The following is a 19,795-nucleotide window of genomic DNA, read 5'->3' as shown; positions in this document are numbered from 1 at the left end:
CGAGTAAGCACCTCGCGATGTAGTGGGGACTTGCGAGGCAGCCACAGTGATGTTCGATACCCTGGTGAAGCGGATCCAGGAGCTCCAGACAGCTCCGCCTAAAGCAACGGATCAGGAGAACTTATGATCGGCGAACTCTTCAGGATCAAGGTGTCGAACATCGTACGTGCCGCAATCACCGCGGTGACTGCGACGTTACCGGAAGACAAACCTGCGTCGATCCAGTTGACGCCAGCTGAGCACGGCGCGACTTTCAAAGCGGACTCGACCAACGTCATCTTGGTCAAAAGGCAGGTCGTGGGCGAGATCCTACAAGTCGAAGACACAGCCGCCTTCTGGCAAGCCTGCCAGGACTATTTCGACCAAATGGCATCGCAGTTGCGTGCCTCGATAACCAGGTAGGCCGGCGGCGAGAATGGTGCGGCAGGGCGTCGACTTTGAGCGTGGCATGGCACGTCTGGCCTCCTACGCCCGGATCCACGGCCATGCGAACCCCAAGAACGCTGAGGTCTGGCTCGACTGGAGGATCGGTCTCTGGGTGCGCGAGCTACGCGACAAGCACCGTGCAGGGAAGCTATCGGAAAGCCAGGTCGCCGAAGCCAAAAGGATCGGCGTGCGCTTCGAACCGCCGTACCGGGACAAGCCGGTGCAACTGACCGGAGCGCAGCGCCGCGAGGCCGAGCAACTGGCACGGCTAGAGAGGCTGAAGCCGTTCTTCAAGAAACACGGGCATATCAACGTGAAGCAGGTTGAAGGAGTGGACGGCTGGCCGCGTGCCGGAGGATGGATTGCACGCCTACGCCAGACCTATCGCCAGGGCAAGTTGCCGGCGTCGGTCATCGAGAAGGCGGAGGCGATGGGAATCTTGTGGAAAGCCATGTCACGCCCGAAATAGTTAATTGGTCTCTGGCCGTATCTTTGAATTATGTGTGGGCATTGAGAATACTGAGAGCTACCCAACGTGCCCGAAATGCGGCAAAGAGTGTCCACCCACTCCGATGACTTACACGAAAGAAGGCGGGGCTTTTCATAAGTGGGACTGTAGGAGAGGATCCAGTCCGCCAGCGTGGAGCAGTGACCGGATGAGATATTTACCCCGATTGCGAAATCCCAATGCGATGCCGCGCAGGGGTTCGAGCCTGCCGTTGACCGCAGCCGTAGGCCCGTTCGAGATTTCAAGATGATCGAATGGACCGGGGTCATCTTACCTGAAAGGGATTGAGTCGCGAGAGACACGGATTACATGCCGCCGGACCAATTCCCGTTCTATCGAGGGTTAGTAGTAGACGTAATAGAGAAGACCCTGCCGGCAAAGTCCGACCTTAAGCCGAGCAGGAGTTGCGGAGTTTTGGCCGTTAGTACAGCTCCGTCGTATACCACTCGTTTGTGGAGACGGCCGTTATTGGATGCGCACACCTGGCCGATGAGACAATCAGGCGGTGACCGCACTCTCAGCCCGCGCCGAGCAGATCGCTGCGCACCTCGTCGGCCATGAAACTGGCGCAGAAGTCACCCCCCACGACGTTGACGGCCGCCAGGCAGCCGTTGATTTCCTGCTCCAGTGGCCAGACGGCCAGGTAGGCGCTCTGGAGGTCACGCTGGTGACAGAGCGAGCCTCCATCGCATGGCAGGGCATGGCCATGAAGGACGGCTGGAGCTGGCCGGCTGAGACGTCGTGGGAGTTTCGGCCAAGCGACGTGAGCTTCCCGTACAAGAAGACCAAGCAAGCGGCGATCCGTGCCGTCGAGCTCTGCGATCTATGGGCTGTAGACAGCCCTGCCGATCTTCCGGCAGAAGTCGTGTCGGCAGAGCTGGAGGTCGCAAGGTTCCTTGCTGACGGCACCGGGACCCTCAGGCGCATGCCCTTCAAACCAGGGATCCAGATGTACCAGAGCACGACGGCAGAGTTCGTGGAAGCTGCACCGGCCGACTTCTCGCGAGTGGTGGAGTCCTGGCACGAGCATCCACACCTGGCACCTCATTTGGCGAAGGTGAAGCGCGCGTCGCAGTCAGCGCAGCGCCACCTGTTTGTCGTCGTCGTGAGCGAAGCGCTGCCCGTTCGCTTCTTCACTGACGACTTCGATGCGCCAGAGACTCCCCCGCAGGGTTTCGAAGCCTTGGACGCGCTGTGGGTCTGGTCCGACTATTGGCACCGCTATCTCGTCTACAGAGATGCAGCATGGTCCTGGATCGATTTTCCACCGAAGTAGGCCGGCGTCGGATCTAGTCTCGTCCGCGCCCCTGAGTGCGGTGGTCTCTTCGGCAGCCCGGGTGGGGTCTTTTCCCGGACTGCACGTCATTGCCCCAAGTACAATCAGCGAATGGAGAAGAACCTGGGGGAAGCAAAGGCGGCATCGAGTCCGCGACCGAATGAGGATGAATGCTGGGCTGCGTTCTGGGACTCTGTTGCGACCATGTGGCTGTCGCTGCCGCTGGAGATCCAGCAGGAGTATGCAGCGAAGTACCCGAGGGTGCAGCCTGACGCTCCTGCGACGTCGTGAGGCGGTCTTGGCCAAGGACTACGACGAAGTAGGCGACCTGGACGGCGTGCCGATCCACACGCTCAAAGACCAGAGCTACAGGACGTGCTCCAAGTGCGGCGGCGACTGCTACCCGGACACCAGTGCCGGCGCGGATGGCATGGGAGTGCGCATCGCTTTCGTCTGCCCCGAGCACGGGGTACACAGCGTCGTGGATCCGTTCGAGGAGGAGAGGAAGCAGTGATCGGCGAGTTCTTCACGATCAACGAGACGAACATCGGCCATGCGGCCATGCGTGCCGCCTGCAGGCCGATGCCGCAGGATGCCCCGGCAGAGATGAAGCTGGTGCTGCGCACGGAGGACTCGGACCGCGAAGACGTCTACATCGAGGTCAGCACCCCCGGCGGCTTCCTCCGCCACATCCGCATTGGCAAGGCCAAGGTCTGGGGGATCCTGCAGATCGAGGACACCGTGGCCATGCGGGCTGCGTGCCAGCGCTTCATCGACGACAGGGCAGAACATGCCCGCCAGGCTGTTCTCGATGCCCAGGCGTACGAGGCCTCTGACCGCTGATTGGGTCGTAGCCAGTAGCGCGAGCTAGTTGCTGGTGAGCCCCGGCTGGCTCTTCGGCACGACCTGAACCGTCGCAGGATCGAAAGCCTTCTTCCCCCGAGGATGAGGGTGCAGCGTGACGGTCATGAAGAAGTCGATGACCCGGCGCTTGATCATCAGGTCGGCATCGTCAAAAGCCTTAGCTGGGTCCTTGGCATCCAGCACTCCCCCGAGGTCAATTGAGACTGTCAAACTCCGACGTTCCTGCTCCAGCTTGGCGATCTCAGCAGTCTCTCTGTCGCGGATCCGCTTGAGGTCGAAGCCCTCGATCGTGTCGTTGTCGTAGTCGCGCTGGGCACGTTTGATCTTGCCTTCGTGGATTGCAACCTGCGCAGCCAGGGCACTCAAACGCGGCTCATCGAGGCTGGGGATCGAGTCGATCAGGTCCGGGCGGGCGAGCCGTTCACGGATGACTGCCAGCACGAACTGATCGATCTGCTCGCGGGATCGCATCATGTGCCCTTCGCAGCGGTAGCGCTGACTGTGGGCCTTGACTGGCTGCTCGCAGATGCCGCACAAGAAGAGGCCGGAGCCAATGTGCTTGCGAGCAGTGGAGCCCGTGCGGTTGGTGATCCGCTCAGGCGAGTCCAGTCGACTCTGGGCGTTCCACCACACATTCGGATCGACGATCGGCGTCCACTGCCCCATGACCGGCTCCCCCTGGTCATCACGGAGAATCTGGGCGTGCCAGGTGCGGCGCTTGTTCTCGGCACGGTCGTTGCGATCGGTGTAAACCGAATAGCCGGCGTAGCGCGGGTTGCGCAGGATGCCTAGCACCGTCGACGAGCTCCACCGGCCATCCTCAGGCACCGGCCGCGGCTGCAGGCCCTCGGACGCCCGTCGCTCATTGCGCTCGATCACCAGCGTGCGGCTGTGCTTGGGCAAGTGCGGCAGATCCTTGGGGATCGTCGGGCCGGACTCTCCGGAGAGCCCCTTGGCAATTGATGCGATCGAAGGGCCGTCTTCAATGGCGAAGTTCTTGAAGATCGCGTGGATCGCCACGGCCTCTTCTTCGACGATGTCGCCGTTGGTGGCATAGCCCAGGGGGCGCACGCCCTTGGGAGCCCTGCCCTGCTGCGCACGCTGGACGTGGCTGCGGGACTGGCGCACGGACTTGCGCTCGACCTCTGAACGGGCAACTGCGGCCTTGACGCGGGCGAAGAGGCGTCCGCTGTCGGTCGTCAGATCAGCCTCTCCATTGGCGGTCACCATGAGCAGGCCGCGCTCCTGGGCGGCGTCGATCCAGTCCTCCAGCTGGCGGGGCTGCCGTGTCAGCCGATCCAGATCCCAGCAGATGATGGCGTCGAACTTGCCGGCTTCGAAATCGGCGACCATCTTGTCGTAGGCCGGACGCCGCTTGGTCTTGTCGGTGACCGACTTGGATTGGTCGACGTACTCCTCAGTGATCTCCCACCCTCGATCGCTTGCGATCTTGAGGCAGTCCTCGCGCTGGCGGTCAATGGCCAGGCCATCCATGTTGCGGTCGAGGGAGATGCGGAGGTAAACGGCGGTACGAGTCGATGCTTTGCTCACGTATACGAGCATAAGCCAAGAGGGTTGTACGTGACGGAATGCGGGCCTGTTTTGGTTGCTCTGCTAGAGAAGTTTCAGGAGCCGGCTTCTTCCAGCCGCCAATGGACCGTCGGCGGACAGTTCACGCCACAGGCGACACTTCGATCAACTCACAGTGGTCCACCCAGCGAGCCAAGGTGCTGAGGACAGCGAGCTGTTCAAGTGCCTCTTGCGCAGTGGCCTCGTTCGTGCCGTGCGTCGCGGGGTTTCGTATAGCCATGAAACACCCCTGGCTGAACTGCAGCATCCCCGACCGCATGGCCTTGACAGTGAGATCAACGTCGTCACCCGGCCACCGGAGACGAGGCTTGCCTACTTCTGCAGGGTTCAGGGAGAAAACTTGTGCCATGAGAGCACTATCCGACAGATCCCGACGACCAGTGAGGTCTTGGACGTGAGCGTTCAGAAATGTTGCAGCGCGCTGAACCGCTGCACCGTGGTGCTCGTCGCTCCACAGCCGTGCCGCAGAATCCCAAATCAATGGATGCAGCGAGTCAGCTGCCATCGTCGGAGCTGAGCTTCCGGTGATGTACTGTGCCGTCTCGGCAGCGGTGGCAAGGTGGCCTAACGCTCGTCGCGCCAAGTCAAGACCGGTTTGGAGCTCGACGAAGTTGTGCTGGCTAAGCGGCCGCACCAAGGCATCAACCTTCGCCAGTTTCAGAACCACTTTGATTACACGACGAGTTTGAAGCTCTCGCGCCAACAGCTTGTCGGTGGCAGGCCCGGAGCTGCAGAACGCATGCTCGCGACTAGTCCTCCCGTCAAGGAGGGCCGCGTCGGCATGCTCTATCCACCACTCGAGAACTTGCTTCGCCCACTCAGATTCAACTTGCTGTGCCACGTAACCCTTCCCTACCAGTGAAGTTCAGGGTGACGGGGACCCGACGACCCTGTGTCAGAAGAGCGCAAACTCGCTCTCAGCCGACTCGCCAAGGTGTCCGATCAAGGACGCCGCCTTTGTCGTATCAAAGGGAAGCTCATACTCATCAGCCAAGGTCGCAGCATGGGCAAGAACCGACTCGGTGTCGATGGGGAGTTTATTGATGTCGAGCCTGGAGAGCAGTTTCTTGGTGATGGGTCGCTTGGAATCCCAGAAGACCAACGACTCAATCAGAGCAATACATTGAGGACTGTTCAAAATGGACGCCACAACGACCGCCTCCGTGGGGTCCTCGAATGGCAAGAGGTAGCAAGTGTCGTCAAGGACCACTGGCTGATCGTTTAGCGGAGCAACAAGCCTGAAGATGGGCTGCTTATGAAGCCCCGAAATTGCAATCTTGTATGGGGCAAAGGTGTAATCGCCATGGCCGAAAACCGAGAAGCGGGGGCGGTTCCGATAAATGGACGACTTACGGCCGTCTATTGCACCTGCGTTCGACTCCAGATAAGCCCAGAGTTTCGGTGCGGTTACTTCGAGATGGTTCGTGGCTGCACCGAACTCCATCTGGGGGACGATTACCCATTTCGTGTGCTCACGGTGCCTGCCGCGGAAAATGTCTGTGCACTTGAGGAGCGGGAAGACGTACTCAGGCTCGAGATCTAGCGTCTGGCCGGCCTTTGTCACGGGCTGCGGGGTTGCGACCAGCTCAAATACGCTAGAAGCATCGTGCTTCAAGCCCGATCGCCACACGTAGGGGGACTTACCATCAGCGTCTCGTACAGCGATGTACTTGTCGACATTGGCAACAAGAAGCGAATCAACGACTCCAAAGCGACCGACCGACTCTGCTTCAGGCTTGAACACGTCCTCGTGCATCGCGACCGTGTAGTCCGGTTCGGCAGCAGGGTTCACCTCGATGGTGAACCAGCAGGCATCAACAGCAGCGTCGAACCAACGCATCGCGTCGATCCGATAGACCGCGGCATTGGCAATCGGCAGGGCAATGCTGGCCGCGTAGTCGATGACGTTGCGTGCGACCTGCGTCTTGCACAGCATCCCGAGAACGAATGGCTTGCTCGAGAACTCGCGAAGAGCCTTTAAGATTATGTACTCGCACACGTCGAAGTTCGATGAGCCGAGCAGGGCGTCAAGCCCCTTCACTTTCTTGATGTTCTCCTTTGGGGGAACATTCTCCGAGTCCATCCGCTTCAGCTCAGCTGCAGTTACCCACGGAGGGTTACCAACTACGAACAACGACCCGTCCGTCTCCCAAGTCGCTGCATCAGGTAGCGCGAACTGGAAGACGTTCGCCGTGGTGACCTTGCCCCACTGGGAGGCTACTTCTGCATACTCAGCATTGATCTCGACGCCGAAACGCTCCGACGCCGGCGCAACCTTGGCTGCGGCTTCAAGGAAGGCTCCAACTCCACACGTAGGCTCGAAAACGCGAGCGTTTTCGGGTAGGCCAAGAACCTTGAGGCACTGCGTCGCCAGATCGAGCGGTGTCTGGAAGTCGCCAAACTCGTTGTTAGGCACGAAGGTCCTCGACTTCCGGCGCGATGGTCTTGGCGGTCGCAGTACTAATGGCGCGACTGTACTGCAGTCGCCACTGAAGTGCGTTGGAGATAGTAAGGACGCCCTGCTCGGGAATGTCATCAAGCAAGCGTTCAGCAAGCTGACGTCGGCTCACCTCGTCCAGGGGGACGTTCTTGTCCTGCAACAAGGCGTCAAGATCTTCGATGACCGCATCCCGCGCACCAGCCTCGCCATTGGCGATGATCTCGCGAATCGTCTTTGTCAGCGTGAAATCGCTGGTTCGAGACTTGTCAATGTAGATGACGTTCTCGATGTCAAGGTAGGCCGCTTCTTCGCTGGCCTCATCACGCTTGACGTAGACAATCACCAGGAGGCTGTAGCCCAAGCCATAGATCTTCTGGGTGGCTGCACGGAACGGAGAGGACGATTGGGGCTGCCTCTTTGAAGTCACCTTCAAATCAAGGTTCAGCGAAGGGAAGTCGAGCCCGTTGGCAGCATTGCCTACAGCCAGGTCATATCGAGACTGGAGATGCTCCTTGAACATCGCCTCGACCTTGGTACCGACGGCCTTGCCGTCAGTCGCACCATAAAGGCTGGGAAGAGGCGTGACCGCGAGTTCAGCCGCGAACTCTCTTGCGGCCGTCCTGAATAGGTCTAGCGTCAACGATGGGAGCGCCGTATCACTGTGAGCGCCTGCTTCTGAGGCAGTCACCGGAGGCCTTGCATTTGTCGGGTTCAGTAGTTCCTCAACTGGCTCGATCGCGTCGCTCATTTCTTGCTCCCAGAGGTTGTATTGTGCCGGAACTCCACCACGTGCCCATTAAACATCTTTAATACCGCTCCTCGAACTCACGTCTAACACCTAGGCCAACTGTATATGAACACGTACGCTCAATCTCGCTTAGCCATGCTCACGTTGCAACGGGAACGCACCCGGGTGCGCCCGAAGTCGTCACAGGAGCTTCGACTCGTCGATTGAGTAGACTTACTGATGCGGGTTTCAAATTTCCGATTCGAACCTAGTCATCAGGATGACAGACTTCTCAATCGACGAATAGCCCCTATGAGTCTGATTCTCAACAGAGCTGCTCCAGGGGAAACTCCCCATGGAGCATCCTTCCCAGAACAAACGATCGAGCGTTCGCTTTCTCTCATTACGGTCACTCACTCCTCCACGCGTTCAACCTGTCCCACCAGGAACACGTACGACAGCACACCTGCCATAGTGACTGCAGCCATGTAGACGAAGGCCGGCGCGAAGTCGATGTCAGTGACGAGGAAACCGATGACTATCGGTGTGGTGATCGAGGACAGGTTGCCGATGAAGTTGAACATGCCTCCAGTCAGACCGAGCAGCCGTTCCGGCGCCAACGCGGACACCAGCAACCAGGTGATCGAGGCGAAGCCGTTGCCGAAGAATGCGATCGACATGAACACGATCACCAACGCAGTCGAATCCGTATAGTTCGCGCCGAGCATGAACACTGTCAGCGCCAGGCCTATGATGATCGGCAGCTTGCGGGCAGTGCCAAGTGTCAGTCCCTTCTTGACCATGAGGTCCGAGACCCACCCGGAAAGCAGTACCCCGACGAGTGCGGCGATGAACGGAAGTGACGCCATGAAGCCCGACTCGGTGTAATCCATCCCGCGGTAATCAACGAGGTAGGTCGGGAACCAGGTGAGGAAGAACCACAGGGTCGAGGTCAGGCAGAACTGGCCGAGGTAGATGCCCCACAGCTTCCGCCGGGTCAACACCACCTTGACGTCGGACCAAGCCAGCTTGGGCTTGGTCTCCTTCGTCGCACCGGATTCGACATCGACCAGTCCCCCGCCGGAGGCGATGAGGTCGATCTCGGCCTGGTTGACTCCCGACTTGTCACGCGGCTCGCGATAGACGAACCACCAGATCGAGGCCCAGATGACGCCGACGACACCGGTGAGGATGAACACCCAGTGCCAGGTGAGCACCGTCTGCAGCCAGGACAGTACGGGGGTGAGCAACGCGAGACCGATGAACTGGCCCGAGGTGTAGAAGGCGATGACCCGTCCGCGCTCACGCTCCGGGAACCACGCCGTGGCCACCTTGTTGTTGATCGGGTACGCCGGAGCTTCGAACCCGCCGACCAAGAGCCGGAGGATGATGAGAGCAACGAACCCGCCGGAGATACCCATGAACAGCGTGGCCAGGGACCACAGCACGAGGCAGGAGGCATAGAGCACCCGCGGCCTCACCCGGTCCACGAGCCACCCGCCGGGCAGCTGCATCGCGGCGTAGGTCCACCCGAACGCAGAGAGCAGAAGTCCCTGCTGGCCGGTGGTGAGATCGAACTCCTGAGACAACGCCGGCATCGCGATGGACAGGTTAGCTCGGACCATGTAGTTGATGACGACGGTGATGAAGAGCAGGAGTGCAATGATGTAGCGCATCCGTGTCGGCCGAGTGGCCGTGTGCTCAGCGATTTTCGTCATGAGCTGGTGTCTCCGATCTCTGTGGCGGCGCTGTCTACCCGAATCGGGGCACGCAGCAGGAGCAGATAGGCGATCCCCGCGATCACCGCGACAACGGCGCCGAGGACGAATGGAATGAGGTAGGACCCCGTTGTCGTCACCAGCACGCCTGTGAGCCAGGGTGAGAGCGAGCCGGCGAAGTAGCCGCCTAAGTTCTGGATGGACCCCAACGATGCGACGCGACTTCCGGTCACGACATCGGCGGGAATCGACCACCCCACGGCACTCAGTGCTCCGCAGAAGAACAGAGCCAAGCTCATCGCTGTCAGTTGCAAAGCGAAGTGGCCGGTGGTGACTCCGACGAGAATCGAACAGATGGCGAGCGCCCCACCGTAGACTGCAGCAATCCGCCGCTTGCAGGCAAGAGGCGCCAGATGAGACCGCATCCTCGAGTACTTCGTGGTGAACCATCCGCCGAGGATTCCGCCGATGCCGCCGACAGCGAACGGGATCGCCGTGTACCACCCAAGCGCCTCGTCAGCGACGGAATAGATGTCGTTGAGCATCAGCGGGAGGAAAGTCACGAAGATGTTGAGGGTCCACACCACGGCGACGAATCCCAGCACCATCGCCCAGGTCTGTGGCTTGGTGAAGAGTCGCAACCAAGGGATGTGGCCTGTCGGAGCGTTGTTGTCTTCTTCTCTCGCTCGGATGTGTTCGAGTTCAGCTGCTGAGACCCTGCGGTCGTGTTCCGGGGAGCGATAGAAGACCCAAAAGCCGATCACCACGATGATGCCGAGCACGCCGAGGATGACGAACATGGCGCGCCACCCGAACCCGAGGATGAGGAAGGTGAGAATCGGTGGTGCCACTGCCGGGCCCCATTTGCTTCCCGAGTCGTAGACTCCGACTGCCGCTCCACGTTCCCTTGGCGGGAACCATTCGGAGACGATCTTCGCCGAGGTGGGTGAGACCGGGGCTTCAAAGACACCGAGCAGGATGCGCGAGATCATGAAGTGCCACATGTGGTGGCCGAATGCCATGAGTGAGGTCGCGATCGACCAGAAGCCCAGGGCAATGACGTAGACCGGCTTTGCACCGAGGCGATCCGTCAGCCATCCCCCGGGCAGCTGGAAGAACGCGTAGGTCAGGGAAAACGCGGTACCCAGCAACCCGATGTCGGCAGCGGTCAGCCCCAGTTCGTCGATCATGTGCGGGGCTGCGATAGACAGTGATGATCGATCCATGTAGTCGATCATCATCGCTGCCAGCAGCCAGCCGAGGATCCACCACCGGGCTCGGCCCGGCGAGGCAGCACGACGGTGCTCTGTCACTGCAGTCTGTGAGTTCATCCTTGAACGTTCTTCTCTCTTACCGAATCCGCCTGGTCACCATTCAGCGAAGGAACCGTCGGCGTGACGCCAGATGGGGTTGCGCCACCGGTGGCCTTCGGCCGAGCGTTCGATGACGTAGTCCTCATTGACTTCGATGCCCAGCCCGGGTCCCGCAGGAATATCGATCATGCCGTCGTCGTAGTTGAACACGGAGGGGTCGATGACGTAGTCGAGCAGGTCGTTGCTCGTGTTGTAGTGGATGCCCAGACTCTGCTCCTGGATGAACGCGTTGTTGCTGCCGGCATCGATCTGCAGGCAGGAGGCGAGCGCGATCGGTCCCAAGGGGCAATGCAGCGCCAACGCCACATCGTAGGCTTCGGCCATCATCGCGATCTTCCGCGTCTCGGTGATGCCGCCGGCGTGGGAGACGTCCGGCTGGATGATGTCGACGGCGCCGGAGGCGACCACTTCGCGGAAGTCCCACCGAGAGAACAGCCGCTCCCCCAACGCGATCGGCGTCGGCGTGTTCGCCATGACGTCAAGCAGTGATCCGAAGTGCTCGGACAGCACAGGCTCTTCAATGAAGAGCAGCCGGTAGGGTTCGAGTTCCTTGATGAGGACCTTGGCCATCGGCTTGTGCACCCGACCATGGAAGTCGACACCAATGCCGAAGTCCTCACCGGTGGCCTCCCGGATCGCCTGGACGTTCTCGATTACCTGGTCGACCTTGGTGTAGGAGTCGATGAACTGCAGTTCCTCGGTCGCGTTCATCTTCACTGCTGTGAAGCCGCGGTTCTTCGTCTCTAGCGCAGCCGACGCCGTATCACCGGGACGGTCGCCGCCGATCCACGAGTAGGTGCGGATCCGATCCCGGACCTTCCCGCCGAGGAGCTGATGCACAGGTTGGCCAAGCGCCTTGCCCTTGATGTCCCACAGTGCCTGATCGATTCCGGAGATCGCACTCATGAGGATGGGACCACCGCGGTAGAAGCCACCGCGGTACATGATCGTCCACAGGTCTTCGATGTTCGCAGGATCCTTGCCGATGAGCAGGTCGGAGAGCTCATCAACGGCGGCAGCAACGGTGGCTGCCTTGCCTTCGATGATGGGTTCGCCCCATCCCACGATCCCTTCATCGGTTTCGATCTTGAGGAACAGCCACCGAGGCGGCACTGTGTACGTCGTCATCGACGTGATCTTCATTGGTCAGGCCTTTCGTTCAGGTGTTGACGGTGATGGAGCGGTGTTCAGTTGGTGTGCACCCACGCCGAGGCGATCGCCTCAGCCCGCACGCGTACGTCGTCGGGGCGGTCGCCTCGGCGATAGAGCGAGGACCCAAGGCCCAAGCCAGCTGCTCCGGCGTTACGCCATTCAGCTGCGTTGTCGGCTCCTACTCCCCCGACGGGGAAGAGTTCGGTGCCGGCAGGCAGCACTTCGCTCCAGGCCTTCATTCCGCTGATCCCCACCGCCGAGGAGGGGAAGAGTTTGACCTTGGTGGCGCCTGCCTTGATGGCAGCGAACGCTTCGGTCGGTGTCGCTGCTCCCGGGTACGGGGTGAGGCCCATCCCGAGCGCGGTTTGGATGACTTCGGTGTCGGTGTCGGGGGCGACGATGATGCGGGCACCGGCTCGCTCGCAATCGCGGACCTGATTGGCGGTGAGCACGGTGCCGGCACCGATCTCCAGGTCGTTGCCGAACCGTTCGACCAATGCGGTGATCGAGTCGAGAGGGTCGGGCGAGTTGAGTGGAACCTCAATGGCAGAGAACCCGGCGGCGACGATGCCCTCGGCGATGTCGAGGACCTCGTCAGAGCGAACCCCGCGGAGGATGGCGATAAGGCCTGTGGGGACGGTGTCAGTCATTGATGTTCTCCTTGGTCGGCACGAGGCCGGATTGTTCGGCGATGCGGAAGAGTCCGGTGGCCGCGGCCCGAGGGTCCGCATCGGCCGCCTGTCTCCCCTGCTGCCGGAGGGCACGTGAATATCGCATCGACAGGTCCGCGGTTCCACAGACGATGACGGGGCCAGTCGGGTCGGCTGTTGTCCTGAGCTGGCCGGCTACCTCGGCGCCGATGAGCATTCCCGAGAGGTAGTCGTTGACTTCCTCGGCGCGCAGTCGTCCGTTGAGGGCCCAGGTACGCGCGGAGAAGATCGACGAGGTGAGCGCGGCGGGGTCGTCACCTCCGACGCTCAGTCCCCAATCGAAGACCTCGGGGTGGAAGTCATCGGTGGGCTCGGCCAGACGACTGAGGATCGACGACGTGGACAGCAGACCGAACATCTCTCCGCTCATCGAGGTGGAGAAGTCCGTCACGTGCTTTCCCTGGCAGCTGACCCATTTGGTGTGCGTTCCGGGAAGGATCACCGTGGTCGATTCGTCCTGCTCTGCATCGAGCAGACCGAGCAGTTGGGTCTCCTCTCCGCGGATGACATCGGGAGCGGCTGCTTCTGTCGGTGTCTTCTGCAGTCCGGGGACAATGTGGAGTTCACCGATGGTCAGTTCGACCGACGTCAGGTGCCTGCCCACGGCACTCAGGTCGGTGGGCAAGTCGAGGTATCCCGCCTCGGCGACGCCCTGGGTCGAACCGATCATTCCGCACGCCAGGATCGGGAGGGGGCCGTACGTCGCTATCCAGTCACCAATCGCGGTCTGCGCGATTCGGGAGAAATCGCCTCGGAGGTCGTCGGTATCCGGACCGACGGCCATGATTCCGTCTGATCCGTTGCGTTCGGCGAGGACCGTCCCGTCGCTGCCGATGAGGAAGGCTCGCAGCGAGCTCGTCCCCCAGTCGAGGCCGATCATCTGCGGGGCCTCGGAGGTTGCCAGTTTTGCCATAAGAGCCACTATGGGCAGGCGTTCCACCATGCGCCACCGCTGTCCCTATATGTGGGATCAATGTCATACTGTTGTGATGAGCGAGGACGCCGATACCGTTGCCAGCAATGACATCCCCCAGGGCACTCAGACACTGGCCAGAGGTCTGCAGATCGTCAGTGCCGTCGCCCATGGGTCCACCACGTTGAAGTCCGTCGTCGACGCCACTGGAATCGGTCGATCGAGTGCACATAGGATGATCCAGCTGCTGGTGCACATGGGTTATCTGCGGCACGGTTCACCGGGAGAGTTTCGTCTGGGGCCCACTCTCATCGAGTTCGGTTTCACTGCACTCAATCAGGATCCGCTGCCGGTGGTCGCCAGGGAGAGCCTTGATGCTCTTGCGGAGCGGACCCAGGACACGATTCATCTCTCCGTCGAGGATGGTGAGTCGGTGCTCTACCTCCACAAGATCCCCGGGACGCGCGGTGCTGAGATGCGCTCACGCATCGGCCACCGGATGCCGATGACTCGCACCGGTGTCGGGAAGGCGCTGCTCTTAGGTCAGGAAGACCGGTGGGAACGGATGTTCACAGCCGAGAATCCGGGGGCAGACGCCTCGGCGGTGGAGGCATTCGTCAAACGTATGAACGGGTACACACGCGATGGGGCATCTCTCGACCTGGAGGAGAACGAACCAGGGATCCGGTGTGTGGCGGCTCCTGTTCGAGATGGCAGCGGGGACATTGTCGCCGGCATCTCACTGTCGGCCACGCGACCTTACATGCCGAAGGAACGGATGCAGGCACTGGTACCGGTGATGAAGTCTGCGGCGCGGGAGATCTCGGTGAAGCTGGGGTTCCGGTGAGGGTAGGGGGAGTTACCTTGCAGTGTCGGCCTAGTGTCCTGCGCCGTAAATTCGTGTAAGAAGTTGTAGAATGGAGTATGCCTCGCACCGGTCGTCCGAAAGCCGAACTGATCCTCACCGATGAAGAACACCAGACGTTGACTCGCTGGTCCCGTCGGCGCAAGTCCTCACAAGCCCTTGCTCTGCGCTCACGAATCATCCTCGGCTGCGGGCAGGAACGATCAAACAAGGAAGTCGCCACCAGCCTCGGCTGCACGCCCGCGACTGTGGCCAAATGGCGGAACCGATTCATTGCCGACCGACTCGATGGTCTCGTCGACGAACCACGCCCAGGTAGACCCGCCACGATCACGGCCGAGCAGGTCGAGGACGTCATCACCTCAACCCTGGAACAAACACCGAAAAACGCCACCCACTGGTCACGGGCGCAGATGGCCGAACGCAGCGGACTATCGAAATCGACGATCGGACGGATCTGGAAGGCCTTCGAGCTCAAACCCCACCGCGCCGATGGGTTCAAACTCTCCAACGACCCTCTCTTCGTGGAAAAGGTCTACGACATCGTCGGCCTTTACCTCAATCCACCCGAGTCCGCTGTCGTGCTCAGCGTCGATGAGAAGTCCCAGGTCCAAGCGCTGTCTCGGTCCCAGCCGGCGTTTCCGATGATGCCGGGCATGCCGGAGAAACGTACCCACGATTACGCCCGCCACGGCACGACGAGTCTCTTCGCAGCGCTGAATGTCGCCGATGGAACCGTGATCGCCTCGACACACCGCAAGCACCGCGCGATCGAGTTCAAAAAGTTCTTAACCAAGATCGACAAACACGTTCCAGACCACCTCGACATCCACGTCGTGTGTGACAACTACGGCACGCACAAACACCCGTTGGTGCGGAACTGGCTGGGCAAGCATGAGCGGTTCCATATTCATTTCACGCCCACGTATTCGTCGTGGATCAACCAGGTCGAGAGGCTCTTCGCTGAAGTCACCCGCGAACTCCTCCAGCGCAGTGACCACCGAAGCGTGCAAGCCCTGGAGAAAGACCTTCGCGAGTGGGTTAAGGCGTGGAACGAGGACCCGCAGCCATTCGTGTGGACGAAAACCGCGGAAGAGATACTGGAATCTCTCTCACGACTAATGCAACGAACTACCGGCGCAGGACACTAGTTGCCATCACCCGGCATAGACCGGCACCGATTATACCTACACCTGTTCCGCCTCATTTCTATTCAGCAGCAGGTGCGCCAACTGCTGTCATTGTCCGGATCGATTGTCTTGCCAGGGCCCTTCGGTCCGTATATGACGTCACCAGCGTTGATCGGTCCAGCACCGAAGACGCTGATTCTCTCCATCAGGCGCAGACTCTTGCTCATACTTCGGAGCTCTACCGCCCCTATGCGTTCTGCCGCGTTGTAAAGTTCATCGCTGTAGACAACAATGCGATCTCTTAATCGACGGTTGTCAGAGTTCACCTGATCCTGCGTTTATGAAAATCGAGCGGGCAAAAGCGTCAAACCGAGAGAAGGCGCGATGCGTCCCATGTCAGAACCTCCGTATAGCTTGTTGACATGCACGAATCCAGCTCATCAAATCGCGCTGGCGATGCCACGGCGACGACCATCATTCAGGAACGGGACTACTACTCCCGAGCTATGGGGTGAGTCCCATAGAGTGGTGGCATTCCCACCAGGGACCTCACCCCCAAAAATGTGAAGGACCATCGTGGGATCCGCGCAGATGAGGTTCTCCAGACATACACGCCAAGCCTCTTGGACGATTCCAGCAGTCCGCATAAGGCTGACCACCGATAGCTGTCGCACAAACTGAAGAGCCGTCATAGCGGGCCACGCAGCGAGCGAAACAGCAGAGTGCGCTGCGTCGTCGTTGCCGGTGTCACCGGTTCAGTCCCCGTACCCAGGCCAACCGTTCTGTGCAGTATTTCCGCAGTGCGGCATCTTCCTTCATGAGCATGTCCGTCTTATGCAATTTGAGCTTGTGCGGGCTTCCTGTCCGCTCCGTCGCATGTGTCACCGGCAGGCCCTGCGTATCGATGGCACTGTGAATGTGTTGTCGGCGCGGCTTCGCCAACGGCCAGGTCAGCGATCGCTGCTCCGACGATGCCAGGAATCCGGCCAAGTGATCGCAGTCGGCGCACCCGCAGCCGGTGAAGGGAATCGACCAGTCATCGGCGGCGCGTTCGGGCTTCGCGAGTTCAGCCTCGAGACGACGCCGACATTCGGCGACGATGGGGGCGAAGTTCTCGTCAGCCGGGTCCGCCGCCGATTGCAGAACGGACACGTAGAGGGGAATCAGATCGCCGCCCAGGCCGTCGAGGCCATCGACGATCGCTGCGGCGTGGTCCCTCGTCGCCGCCGACACCACCTCGGCGACGAAACCGCCGAGATCCACCAATGATCTCCACGCCTGAGCCGGCGGTATCTGCCTTGCCGCCGAAGCGACCTGCTGGGGAATGAAGGCTGCCGCATGAGAGGTCAACACCTCAGCAACGGTCGCACCCGATGGGGACTCGTCTGTTCGCAACACAGCGATCGTCGACGCCATGGAGGTGTTCACCCATTCGAGCAGGGCACGGACTCCGGGCGATGTGAAGCGCGGTCCGGCGGATGCCCACGAACCCAGTAGGTCACGAAGCCAGGACGTTCCGTACCTCTCTGTCAGCGCGACCAGCGCCTCCGCTTGCTCTGCACCCAGACCCGCAATTCCGTACGGGGTGAGCACGACGGTCGCGGCTGTTCTGTCCTCGACGCCCAACGCCACTTCCAATGCCAGGTCGAGCGACTCGGGACCGGCTCCCGACCAGAACGGCTCGAGCGACCGCGCATCGACGGCCGCCTCGGCGATCTGCCCCTGAGCCAGCCGATCGGCCAAGGTACGCAGCGCCCATCCCGAACCGGCCTCGGCACGGACGACGAACGACGATTCCATCGGCCACAGAATGATCGCGGCCCTCCGGTACCAATGGTCGACGGTGTTGCCGTAGTTGCCCATATAGCCTTCGTATTCGGCCGCATGAGCAGTGAGCTGCCGAGTGGAGGTGACGGCCAGCGTCTCATCCTCCCCCACTGGCGATTCGATCGACTCACCGGCTCCGGACTCGGGAACCATCCACCAGTTCAAGGTGATATCGCCGTCGAGCAGTTCGCCATCGGTATCGAAAGTCTCGAAGTCGGGTTCGTCCTCGTCGTCCCAATAGCGACCCCACCGGCTGCCGTAGTAACCGCCGCGGTCGTCGATCGCAGCCTCGCGCGTTTCGTGGATCTCGCTCAGACCGAGCATCGCTTCGCAGCCGGCAGATCGGGCTGCACTGAGCAGGCGTGCGGCTCGCAGGCGGTCGCCGCCCTTGAGCGTGGTTCGGCTCAGACCGCGTCGGCTGTATTCGTGGTCGAGGAGGAACACCATCCGCTGGGGAGGTGTCGCATTCCCGCCACCCCATCGCGGCTTGACCGGTGTGGTGAAGTATTCGGTGATCAGAGCCCTCAGTTCGCTGTCGACGGGATCGCCGGTGCCGGCGTCGGCGGCAGCTGTGGTTGTCATCGTGTGGTCGTCGTCCGTCGTGTCTTCGGCCGCTGGGTGGTCGACGAGGAGGTTGAAGGTCAGTGTCACCCGATGACCTGACGTCACCGGCTTCACTTCGTGCCGTCGGTCAGCGTAGAACGCTGCGAGTGTGATGTCGTTCGGGTCGCCGGTGAAGATCCGGTCAGCACCGTGGTCGTCGACGACGAGTTCGCCACCGGTGTGGGTGGTCGGCAGTCCTACCACGAGTGTGGCCAGCATCGAGTCGTCCTTCTCCGAGTCCTGATGCGGCAGGAAGAACTGCCCCTCCCCATAGACGAGCATCGAGTGGAGTTCGGCGCGGACCGTCGCATCGGCAGGAATTCCCAGCGCGGCACTGAGGCAGCCGAGAGACTCGTTAAGCGCTCCCGTCCAGTTGTCTGTCCCCGCGGCGCCGGTTGGGTCGCCGAGGTGGACGTGCGCCGGATCGATCACCCAGGTGTCGCGGACTGTGGGGTCGAAGACGGTGTCCTCGCCACTGCCGAAGTGCGCGGGTTCGGCGATCGAGATCAGCGCTGCGATGTCGTCTTCGCCGATGGGGAAGGACAACGGCGCACGATCAATGAGGATGTTGAGGCCATCGGGCGGCACACGTGTCGATGCCGCATGGACGATGTCCGCACCGACGCGGCTCAAGTGGGTCTTGAGTCGGTCGGCGATCGGTTGCGAGGGCATCATTCTCCCAGTCTCTTCAGCGGGTCAGGGACCCAGGTCGGCCAGTCCGGCGAGCCCACCAGTGCTCCGAGTTCAAAGCTGGCGCACAGGTGGAACGGTCGGCGAGCGCTGCTGTTGTCGTACAGGTTCGCCGAATCAACCGTTCCGATCGTCTCCGCGACATGTTGCCACAAACGCTCATATCTCTCCCGGATCTTGTGCTCCGGCACTGCGTGCCCCCCGCGACGCACACGCTCGCGCACTCGCTGAACCGTGAGGTCGACGGGAACCATGACGATGTGCAGTGTGACGAGGAATCCGGCATCGGCAGCATCAGTGACCAGCTGGACCTTACTGGGGTGCGAGAACACGGTCTCTGAAATGAATGATCGCTTCTCGGCGATGAATTCCCGCCTTAGCCTCTCTGCGATCCGTGCTGCTTCATAGGCATGTTCCAGCTGAGTGTCCGGCCATCTCTGCGCTGCGATGACGTCGGCGTTGATGAACGGCAGATGCGTCACAGGTGCCAGGACGTCATGGACGTAGCTTGATTTCCCAGCGCCGTTCGGCCCCGCGAGCAGATGCAGAACCGGCATCAGGTCGTTGGACGATGCACGACCAGGTTGCCGTCCTCGTCCAGCTCCGAATACTCCTCACCGGCTGAGTCGAAGCCGGCTGCGTAATCCAGCCCCTTTCGCAGTGTGCGAGTGCGTTCTTCCCACGCCTCGCGCACGATGGCCTGTTCTCTTTCGGCGAGCGAGTCATAGGAGCTCGTTCCGGCCAAGACCTGCGTAATCTGACGATGGTTGACCGTGGGCGACGATTCCATTTCACGCCCGATGCGAGCCCAATGCGCAATCTGCTGAGGCACCGTCCTCGAGGCGGCCTTAGCCGCCGCGACAGCGGACTCGTAGACGTCTGCCGGCAATCTCGTCGGTTGGCTGCTCCTGTTCATGAATCCATTGTAGTACGACGCTACACTTGTTTTCCAGGGGCGGACGACGTTTCCAGGGCAGGTCGAT

21 protein-coding genes and 1 pseudogene are annotated in these 19,795 nt (G+C 61.0%); 8 read left to right on the top strand and 14 right to left on the bottom strand.

Annotation, left to right across the window (positions count from 1 at the left end):
• Positions 1 to 123: 123 nt before the first annotated feature.
• Positions 124 to 402, top strand: coding sequence for a hypothetical protein (locus INT29_RS18055; protein WP_193072744.1), 279 nt, complete (start codon positions 124 to 126; stop codon positions 400 to 402).
• 13 nt (positions 403 to 415) lie between these two features.
• A complete protein-coding gene (locus tag INT29_RS18050) occupies positions 416 to 895 on the top strand; it encodes a helicase associated domain-containing protein (RefSeq protein ID WP_226842186.1) in 480 nt (159 codons plus the stop codon).
• A gap of 132 nt (positions 896 to 1,027) precedes the next feature.
• Here the strand turns inward: INT29_RS18050 and INT29_RS18045 are convergent.
• Positions 1,028 to 1,189 (bottom strand): annotated as a pseudogene (locus INT29_RS18045) (ISL3 family transposase); the annotation flags it as partial.
• A gap of 250 nt (positions 1,190 to 1,439) precedes the next feature.
• Between INT29_RS18045 and INT29_RS18040 the strand changes: the two are divergent.
• From INT29_RS18040 to INT29_RS18025, 4 genes are all read left to right on the top strand, one after another.
• Positions 1,440 to 2,210: a hypothetical protein gene (locus INT29_RS18040; protein ID WP_193072739.1), complete on the top strand. Its 771-nt coding sequence runs from the start codon at positions 1,440 to 1,442 to the stop codon at positions 2,208 to 2,210.
• Between the two features lie 111 nt (positions 2,211 to 2,321).
• Positions 2,322 to 2,501 (top strand): hypothetical protein, encoded by a 180-nt coding sequence (locus tag INT29_RS18035; protein ID WP_193072737.1) that lies wholly within the window; start codon positions 2,322 to 2,324, stop codon positions 2,499 to 2,501.
• 7 nt (positions 2,502 to 2,508) lie between these two features.
• Complete coding sequence (locus tag INT29_RS18030; RefSeq protein WP_193072735.1) at positions 2,509 to 2,724, top strand: hypothetical protein; 216 nt, start codon at positions 2,509 to 2,511, stop codon at positions 2,722 to 2,724.
• Positions 2,721 to 3,053, top strand: a complete 333-nt coding sequence (locus INT29_RS18025) for a hypothetical protein (RefSeq protein WP_193072733.1) — start codon at positions 2,721 to 2,723, stop codon at positions 3,051 to 3,053. Before INT29_RS18030 ends, INT29_RS18025 begins: the two co-directional genes overlap by 4 nt.
• A gap of 24 nt (positions 3,054 to 3,077) precedes the next feature.
• Here INT29_RS18025 and INT29_RS18020 read toward each other — a convergent pair whose 3' ends face one another.
• From INT29_RS18020 to INT29_RS17980, 9 genes are all read right to left on the bottom strand, one after another.
• Positions 3,078 to 4,625 (bottom strand): recombinase family protein, encoded by a 1,548-nt coding sequence (locus INT29_RS18020; protein WP_319020938.1) that lies wholly within the window; start codon positions 4,623 to 4,625, stop codon positions 3,078 to 3,080.
• A 121-nt stretch (positions 4,626 to 4,746) separates the two neighbouring features.
• Entirely contained in the window at positions 4,747 to 5,505 is a 759-nt protein-coding gene (locus INT29_RS20690; protein WP_319020937.1) for a TIGR02391 family protein, read from the bottom strand.
• Positions 5,506 to 5,559: 54 nt separating this feature from the next.
• A complete protein-coding gene (locus INT29_RS18010; RefSeq protein WP_193072729.1) occupies positions 5,560 to 7,080 on the bottom strand; it encodes an SAM-dependent DNA methyltransferase in 1,521 nt (506 codons plus the stop codon).
• Positions 7,073 to 7,852: a hypothetical protein gene (locus tag INT29_RS18005; RefSeq protein ID WP_226842184.1), complete on the bottom strand. Its 780-nt coding sequence runs from the start codon at positions 7,850 to 7,852 to the stop codon at positions 7,073 to 7,075. Before INT29_RS18005 ends, INT29_RS18010 begins: the two co-directional genes overlap by 8 nt.
• Before the next feature lie 392 nt (positions 7,853 to 8,244).
• Complete coding sequence (locus tag INT29_RS18000) at positions 8,245 to 9,549, bottom strand: MFS transporter (RefSeq protein WP_193072726.1); 1,305 nt, start codon at positions 9,547 to 9,549, stop codon at positions 8,245 to 8,247.
• Entirely contained in the window at positions 9,546 to 10,880 is a 1,335-nt protein-coding gene (locus INT29_RS17995) for an MFS transporter (RefSeq protein ID WP_193072724.1), read from the bottom strand. The genes INT29_RS18000 and INT29_RS17995 overlap by 4 nt, the downstream gene beginning before the upstream one ends.
• 36 nt (positions 10,881 to 10,916) lie before the next feature.
• The gene (dgoD, locus tag INT29_RS17990) at positions 10,917 to 12,065 is read right to left on the bottom strand and encodes a galactonate dehydratase (RefSeq protein WP_193072722.1); all 1,149 of its coding nucleotides are present in this window, start codon (positions 12,063 to 12,065) and stop codon (positions 10,917 to 10,919) included.
• Positions 12,066 to 12,109: 44 nt separating this feature from the next.
• Positions 12,110 to 12,724, bottom strand: coding sequence for a 2-dehydro-3-deoxy-6-phosphogalactonate aldolase (locus INT29_RS17985; protein WP_193072720.1), 615 nt, complete (start codon positions 12,722 to 12,724; stop codon positions 12,110 to 12,112).
• Complete coding sequence (locus INT29_RS17980) at positions 12,717 to 13,697, bottom strand: 2-dehydro-3-deoxygalactonokinase (RefSeq protein WP_193072718.1); 981 nt, start codon at positions 13,695 to 13,697, stop codon at positions 12,717 to 12,719. The genes INT29_RS17985 and INT29_RS17980 overlap by 8 nt, the downstream gene beginning before the upstream one ends.
• 76 nt (positions 13,698 to 13,773) lie before the next feature.
• Here INT29_RS17980 and INT29_RS17975 point away from each other — a divergent pair, with 76 nt between their 5' ends.
• Both INT29_RS17975 and INT29_RS17970 read left to right on the top strand, forming a co-directional pair.
• Positions 13,774 to 14,544, top strand: coding sequence for an IclR family transcriptional regulator (locus INT29_RS17975; protein WP_193072716.1), 771 nt, complete (start codon positions 13,774 to 13,776; stop codon positions 14,542 to 14,544).
• Between the two features lie 77 nt (positions 14,545 to 14,621).
• Positions 14,622 to 15,713, top strand: a complete 1,092-nt coding sequence (locus INT29_RS17970; protein WP_009881631.1) for an IS630 family transposase — start codon at positions 14,622 to 14,624, stop codon at positions 15,711 to 15,713.
• 62 nt (positions 15,714 to 15,775) lie between these two features.
• On the opposite strand, the gene INT29_RS17965 is transcribed toward INT29_RS17970, so the two are convergent.
• From INT29_RS17965 to INT29_RS17950, 4 genes are all read right to left on the bottom strand, one after another.
• A complete protein-coding gene (locus INT29_RS17965; RefSeq protein ID WP_193072715.1) occupies positions 15,776 to 15,919 on the bottom strand; it encodes a hypothetical protein in 144 nt (47 codons plus the stop codon).
• A 520-nt stretch (positions 15,920 to 16,439) separates the two neighbouring features.
• Complete coding sequence (locus INT29_RS17960; RefSeq protein ID WP_135448477.1) at positions 16,440 to 18,797, bottom strand: 2OG-Fe(II) oxygenase; 2,358 nt, start codon at positions 18,795 to 18,797, stop codon at positions 16,440 to 16,442.
• On the bottom strand, positions 18,794 to 19,369 hold the full coding sequence (locus tag INT29_RS17955) for an AAA family ATPase (protein ID WP_009884111.1): 576 nt from the start codon (positions 19,367 to 19,369) through the stop codon (positions 18,794 to 18,796). The genes INT29_RS17960 and INT29_RS17955 overlap by 4 nt, the downstream gene beginning before the upstream one ends.
• Entirely contained in the window at positions 19,369 to 19,728 is a 360-nt protein-coding gene (locus INT29_RS17950) for a TA system antitoxin ParD family protein (protein WP_029417373.1), read from the bottom strand. Before INT29_RS17950 ends, INT29_RS17955 begins: the two co-directional genes overlap by 1 nt.
• Positions 19,729 to 19,795: the final 67 nt, after the last annotated feature.

Origin of the sequence: Brevibacterium sp. FME37 (assembly GCF_014897485.1) — a bacterium.
GTDB lineage: Bacteria > Actinomycetota > Actinomycetes > Actinomycetales > Brevibacteriaceae > Brevibacterium.
The sequence above is the reverse complement of the archived record's forward strand: the minus strand, read 5'-3'. Positions and strand labels throughout refer to the sequence as shown.

Excerpts from the sequence above, each read along its gene's own strand:
- INT29_RS17955 (WP_009884111.1), bottom strand. The coding sequence starts at position 19,369 with ATGCCGGTTCTGCATCTGCTCGCGGGGCCGAACGGCGCTGGGAAATCA.
- INT29_RS18055 (WP_193072744.1), top strand. The coding sequence starts at position 124 with ATGATCGGCGAACTCTTCAGGATCAAGGTGTCGAACATCGTACGTGCC.
- INT29_RS17950 (WP_029417373.1), bottom strand. The coding sequence starts at position 19,728 with ATGAACAGGAGCAGCCAACCGACGAGATTGCCGGCAGACGTCTACGAG.
- INT29_RS17995 (WP_193072724.1), bottom strand. The coding sequence starts at position 10,880 with ATGAACTCACAGACTGCAGTGACAGAGCACCGTCGTGCTGCCTCGCCG.
- INT29_RS18000 (WP_193072726.1), bottom strand. The coding sequence starts at position 9,549 with ATGACGAAAATCGCTGAGCACACGGCCACTCGGCCGACACGGATGCGC.
- INT29_RS17980 (WP_193072718.1), bottom strand. The coding sequence starts at position 13,697 with ATGGCAAAACTGGCAACCTCCGAGGCCCCGCAGATGATCGGCCTCGAC.
- INT29_RS17965 (WP_193072715.1), bottom strand. The coding sequence starts at position 15,919 with ATGAGCAAGAGTCTGCGCCTGATGGAGAGAATCAGCGTCTTCGGTGCT.
- INT29_RS17975 (WP_193072716.1), top strand. The coding sequence starts at position 13,774 with ATGAGCGAGGACGCCGATACCGTTGCCAGCAATGACATCCCCCAGGGC.
- INT29_RS17960 (WP_135448477.1), bottom strand. The coding sequence starts at position 18,797 with ATGATGCCCTCGCAACCGATCGCCGACCGACTCAAGACCCACTTGAGC.
- INT29_RS18035 (WP_193072737.1), top strand. The coding sequence starts at position 2,322 with ATGGAGAAGAACCTGGGGGAAGCAAAGGCGGCATCGAGTCCGCGACCG.
- INT29_RS18005 (WP_226842184.1), bottom strand. The coding sequence starts at position 7,852 with ATGAGCGACGCGATCGAGCCAGTTGAGGAACTACTGAACCCGACAAAT.
- INT29_RS18050 (WP_226842186.1), top strand. The coding sequence starts at position 416 with ATGGTGCGGCAGGGCGTCGACTTTGAGCGTGGCATGGCACGTCTGGCC.
- dgoD (WP_193072722.1), bottom strand. The coding sequence starts at position 12,065 with ATGAAGATCACGTCGATGACGACGTACACAGTGCCGCCTCGGTGGCTG.
- INT29_RS17985 (WP_193072720.1), bottom strand. The coding sequence starts at position 12,724 with ATGACTGACACCGTCCCCACAGGCCTTATCGCCATCCTCCGCGGGGTT.
- INT29_RS17970 (WP_009881631.1), top strand. The coding sequence starts at position 14,622 with ATGCCTCGCACCGGTCGTCCGAAAGCCGAACTGATCCTCACCGATGAA.